The organism is Mesorhizobium sp. M1307 (assembly GCF_040318155.1).
In the GTDB taxonomy this organism is placed as follows: Bacteria; Pseudomonadota; Alphaproteobacteria; order Rhizobiales; family Rhizobiaceae; genus Mesorhizobium.
Genome location: NZ_JAMYLR010000089.1, coordinates 1 through 5,823 on the forward strand (window position 1 = coordinate 1; position 5,823 = coordinate 5,823).

Annotated in this window: 3 protein-coding genes; all 3 read right to left on the reverse strand. The window is 66.0% G+C overall.

Annotated elements, in window-relative coordinates; genetic code table 11:
- Nucleotides 1-141: 141 nt before the first annotated feature.
- Nucleotides 142-2,313, reverse strand: coding sequence for a malate synthase G (locus tag NKH16_RS34545; protein WP_352903900.1), 2,172 nt, complete (start codon nt 2,311-2,313; stop codon nt 142-144).
- Between the two features lie 129 nt (nt 2,314-2,442).
- Complete coding sequence (locus NKH16_RS34550) at nt 2,443-4,470, reverse strand: hydantoinase/oxoprolinase N-terminal domain-containing protein (RefSeq protein WP_352903902.1); 2,028 nt, start codon at nt 4,468-4,470, stop codon at nt 2,443-2,445.
- A 246-nt stretch (nt 4,471-4,716) separates the two neighbouring features.
- Nucleotides 4,717-5,340: a CDGSH iron-sulfur domain-containing protein gene (locus tag NKH16_RS34555; protein ID WP_352771433.1), complete on the reverse strand. Its 624-nt coding sequence runs from the start codon at nt 5,338-5,340 to the stop codon at nt 4,717-4,719.
- Nucleotides 5,341-5,823: the final 483 nt, after the last annotated feature.

Below are 5,823 nucleotides of genomic sequence, written 5' to 3' on the forward strand. Positions count from 1 at the left end.
CTCCTTCGCTCAACTGCCTCTCCAAAGAATCCTTTCTCAGCCTAAACTCAACCCCAAAATCGCCATATGCGATTCCCCTGCCCTCAAGGGGGAGGGGGACGCCGGCGCTTACCCTTGGCCGGCGTGCATCGTGCTTTCGGTTCAGCCGTTATCCCGCGCCTTCAGCTCCAGCCGCCGTGCGTGCAGCACCGGCTCGGTGTAGCCGTTGGGTTGCACGCGCCCCTTGAAGACCAGGTCGCAGGCGGCGAGGAAGGCGATGGACTTGTCGAAATCCGGCGCCATCGACCGGTAGAGCGGATCGCCGTCGTTCTGGCGGTCGACGATCGCCGCCATGCGTTTCATCGTCTCCATGACCTGCTCGGGCGTGCAGACGCCGTGATGCAGCCAGTTGGCGATGTGCTGCGAGGAGATGCGCAGCGTGGCGCGGTCCTCCATCAGACCGACGTCGTTTATGTCAGGCACTTTCGAACAGCCGACGCCCTGGTCGATCCAGCGCACGACATAGCCCAGAATGCCTTGCGCGTTATTGTCGAGTTCCTTCTGGATGTCCGCCTGAGACCAGTTCGGCCGGACAGCGACGGGCACCGACAGGATGTCGTCGAGTTTTGCCTTGGGCCGGCTCTTCAGCGCAGCTTGCACGGCATGGACGTCGACCTTGTGATAATGGGTGGCGTGCAGCGTCGCCGCCGTCGGCGACGGCACCCAGGCGGTGTTGGCGCCGGCCTTGGGATGCACGATCTTCTCGGCCAGCATCGCCGCCATCAGGTCGGGCATCGCCCACATGCCCTTGCCTATCTGGGCGTGGCCGGCCAACCCACATTCCAGCCCGATGTCGACGTTCCAGGCTTCGTAGGCGGCAATCCAGGCGGCCTGCTTCATGTCGCCCTTGCGGATCATCGGGCCGGCTTCCATCGAGGTGTGGATCTCGTCGCCGGTGCGATCGAGGAAGCCGGTGTTGATGAAGACGACGCGTTCTTTCGCGGCGCGGATCGCCTCCTTGAGGTTGACGGTGGTGCGCCGCTCCTCGTCCATGATGCCCATCTTGATGGTGTTTTTGGGCACGCCGAGCAGCGCCTCGACGCGGTCGAAAATCTCGACGGCGAAGGCAACTTCGTCGGGCCCGTGCATCTTGGGCTTTACGATGTACATCGAGCCGGCGCGAGAATTGGCGCGGCGCCCGTTCACACCGATGTCATGCAGCGCGATCAGCGCCGTCAGCGCCGCATCCATAATGCCTTCCGGCACCTCGTTGCCGTCGCGGTCTGATATCGCCGGATTGGTCATGAGGTGGCCGACATTCCTGACCAGCATCAGCGAGCGGCCGGGCAAGGTCAGCGTACCGCCATCGGGCGCGGTATAGGTGCGGTCGGGGTTGAGCCTGCGGACAAAGCTCTTGCCGGCCTTGGTGATCTCCTCCGCCAAGTCGCCCTTCATCAGGCCGAGCCAGTTGCGGTAGACCAGCACCTTGTCCTGCGCATCCACTGCGGCGATCGAATCCTCGCAGTCCTGGATGGTGGTCAGTGCCGATTCCAGCACGACATCGGCAATCCCGGCCGGATCGGTGCGGCCGATCTGGTTGTTGCGGTCGATGACGATTTCGATGTGCAGGCCGTTCTTGGTGAGCAGCACGGCTTCGGGGTCGGCGGCATCGCCGCGATAGCCGGCAAACTGTCTGAGGTCGGCAAGCGTGGTGGCGCCGGCACCCTCGCCCAGCCGCAACATGCCGTTGGCGACCGAAAGCCCGTTGACGCCGGCCCATTTGCCTGTGGTGAGCGGCACCGCCTCGTCGAAGAAGCTTTTTACCCAGGCGACGACCTTGGCACCGCGCGCCGGATTGAATTTGTTGCCTCGCTCGGCGCCGGCCGTCTCGGGGATAGCGTCGGTGCCGTAGAGCGCATCGTACAGCGAGCCCCAGCGCGCATTGGCGGCATTCAGCGCATAACGCGCGTTCATCACCGGCACTACCAACTGCGGCCCGGCAACCAAAGCGATTTCCGGGTCGACATTTTCGGTGGTCACGCTGAACGCCGGCCCCTCGGGCAGGAGATAGCCGATCTCGCGGAGGAACGTCTTGTAGGCCTCCATGTCGACGGGCGCGCCATTGTCGCGATACCAGCGGTCGAGCTTGTCCTGCATGGCATCGCGCTTTTCGAGCAGCGCCCGGTTTTTTGGCGAGAGATCATGGACGATCGCCGAAAAACCGTTCCAGAATGCCTCCGCCTCGATGCCGGTGCCCGGCATCGCTTCGTTCACGACGAAATCATGAAGCTCGCGGGCAATCCGCAATCCGGCGATCTCGACGCGATCGGTCATCAGGGCTTCTCCAGACGAAAGGCTAGGCCGGGCCTTTGGCATGTCACGGTGGCAGGGTCAATTCAGCTCAGGGTGAAGGTAGGGCGTTTTCGCTGCCGATCTTCCCCCTTGAGGTGGGCGATTACGCGCTCACACCGCAATCCTTGGCCGTCCCGACGCCACCGCCACGACATGCGCCTCGATGAACATGCGCTGGCCCTCTACTGTGGAGACGCGGTATTCGCTGGCGATTTCGATGTCGGCGCTGTCGGTGCCGGCGTCCTTAGCCCGCCCGGCGGCAATCGCGCGCACATCTTTCTCCGCCGCGGCGATCGCCGCTGCTTCGTCGTTGAAATCGCGCACGCTTTCACCGGAAGCAACGCGGAACAGCCCTTCCTTGGGCTGGCTGACCCGCGCCTCGGCCGATACCCGGACCTGGCCGACGACGGCGCCGAGCGCGTTGGCGACATCGGTATCCTGCGGCACCACGCATCGATTGCCGACCAGCTCGGCCAGGCCGGCATAATGCAGCGGCGCCGAGGCGCCGAGGCCGATGACCGGACGATCGAGGGCGACGCTCAAGCGGGCGATGCCGGGATGCGCGTCGACGGCGCGCTGGACCAGGGCATGGGCGACGGTCGCCGCGCCATCCAGCCCGTCCTCGGCAAAGGCGGTTTCGAGGATGACTTCGGCCGACAGACGGGTCAGCGCGGTCAGCACCCGTTCCGAGATCGCCTCCGGCGAGGCGGCGATGAACTGGCCGCGGCCGTCGCGCCTGCGCGCGAACAGCTCGGCACCCAGACGTGCCGCGGCCGCATCCCAATTGGCCTGCCTGCCCAGCACATGCGCCGCATCCGACGGCGTGAAGCCGGCGACATGCACCAGCCCGCGCGACACCAGCCGGTTCAAGGTGGCGTTCTGGGCGTTCGAGGTCAGCAATCTGTCGAGAGCCTGCGGCACGGCACCAATCAGCTCGTAAAGCTTGGCTTCGGCACCGGTCAGTCCGGCCGCCAGCCGCTCCGGCACGCCGGTGCGCACCGCCAGCCGGCCATCCATGCGGCCGGGGTTGGGCGCGCGCAGCTGGCGTTCGAGCTCTGATGTGACGGCCTCGCCATGCATCAAGCCGGCCAGCGCCAGCGGCACCAGGCGGCGCGGGCCGAGCAGGATTCTCGGATTGAGCGCGCCGTCCTCCAGCGCCACTTCGGAATCGCCGCCGAGGCCAAAGGTGCGCATGGCGACGGCCTCGACCATGGTGCGGAACCCGCCGACGGTGGCGCCTTCCGGATCGAGCCGCGGCCGGCCCTTGTCGAGCACGGCGACATCGGTGGTGGTGCCGCCGATATCGGAGACCACGGCATCGTCGATGCCGGTCATGTGGCGGGCACCGACGAGGCTGGCGGCCGGGCCGGACAGGATGGTCTCGATCGGCCGCTGGCGGGCAAAGGCGGCTGAGACCAGAGCGCCGTCGCCGCGCACCACCATCAGCGGGGCGGCGATGTTGCGCGCGGCCAAAAAGCCTTCGGTTGCCGCGACCAGCCGGTCGATCATCGAGATCAGCCTGGCGTTGAGCAATGTCGTCAGCGCCCGGCGCGGGCCGCCGAGCTTGGCCGACAGTTCGTGGCTGGCGGTGACCGGCAGGCCGGTCCTGTCGCGGATCAGGTTCCGCGCGCTTAGCTCATGCGCCGGGTTGCGGGTGGCGAAATAGGCGCAGACGGCAAAGCCGGACACCGACTTTTCCAGTTCCGGCAAAGCTGCCTCCAGCCCGGACAGATCGAGCTTTGCCGCATTGCCGTGGACATCGTGGCCGCCGGGGCAGAACACCACCGGGTCGGTGCCAAGCGCCGCCTTCAGCCCGTCGCGGGCAAGGTCGCCCTCGGCAAAGCCGATCATCACCAGCGCCACGCGGCCGCCCTGGCCCTCGACCAGCGCGTTGGTGGCTAGCGTCGTCGACATAGATACCAGTTTGATCGCTGCCGGGTCGGTGCCGGCCATTTCGAGCACCGCATCGACCGCGCCGGAGATGCCGACCGCCAGATCATGCCGCGTGGTCAGCGCCTTGGCCTTGGCCAGCACCTTGCCGCTTGGCCCGCCGGCCTCCGACCACAGCACGGCGTCGGTATAGGTGCCGCCGGTGTCGATGCCGAGGAACAGGGGTGAGGGTTTGGGCTTGGCGGTCATATTTGGGTCCGGAGAATTCGTCTCCGCCCCTTAGCGGATATGAACGGGCCGATAAAGGCACGAGCGCTGGGCCAAGGCAGCGTAATCTCCCCCCTCGAGGGGGAGATGGCCGGCAGGCCAGAGGGGGTCGTCTCGCGTGGAGCGCCGGCATTCTCTGGCCGCGATGGCGTTGGCGTCAGGACGCACCGACCCCCTCTGTCGCCTTCGGCGACATCTCCCCCTCAAGGAGGGAGATAGCGGCGGCCCCTACCCCACAAACCCCACGCGCTTGTGCGAGCCATCGCAGAACGGCTTGTTGGCGGAGTGGCCGCAGCGGCAGAGGAAGGTGCGTTGCGTGCGGTCGACCGTGTGGCCGGTGCCGGTGACGATTTCGACATTGCCTTCGAGCTTGAGCGGGCCGTTGGTCGTCGGTGTGACGGTCAGCGGGCCATTCCGCACCTCCAGCGCCGGCGTGTCCTTCAGCGCCGGCTCGCCGGTGGCGATGAAGCCAGCCTTGGCGTGGCTGCCATCGCAGAACGGCTTGTTTTCCGAGGCGCCGCAGCGGCACAGCGTGGCGCGGTAAAACGTTTCGCCGCCCAACACGATCTCGGCATGGACGGCAAGCGGACCGTTTTCCCTTATGCGCACAATGTTGACCACCGGCGGCTGTTCCTGCGGCCCGCCATCCTTGCGGACATAGGTGATGGCGCCGGACGGGCAGGCTTCGGCGAGCGCCACAATCTTCTCGACGCTGGCCGCATCCGGATGGATCCACTGGCCGGGCGCGTTGGGCACGAAAACATGCGGATCGCCCAGCACGCAGTTGCGCGAATGGATGCAACGTTTTCCCGAAAAGCCGATGTCGATCTTCTCGCCTTCGACCACTGCCATGGGTGGGTCTCCTGTCGGACTACGCTATGGCGACAGTCAGGACGACGTCAAGGCAGCATTCTCCCCCTCGTGAGGGCCGACCTCGGGCGCGGCGCTAAGGGAATTCCCATTTTTTTGCTCGCAGCACCACATTTTGTTCTTGCTTTGTGCCGGCAGCTATGCTACTAACTTGCGTATGGTGCCAATTGGCTCCAACGACCCGCCTGCCGAGGCGGTTTTTTTGTTTCAGCTTTGAAATTCCGTTGCCGGCCTGCACTCGCGGGACGGCCCTCTCCCCCCTCGAGGGGGAGATGGCCGCGCAGCGGCCAGAGGGGGTCGGCACGACCGGACTCGGCCTACTGCTGCAGAACAGGTTGGCGCTCTATGCGCGGCGACCCCCTCTGTCGCCTTTGGCGACATCTCCCCCTCAAGGGGGTGTTTGGACCGGAGACATCGCGAACAGGTGTGCGAGGACATCGCGAACAGTTTGGCGCGCTTTGCGCC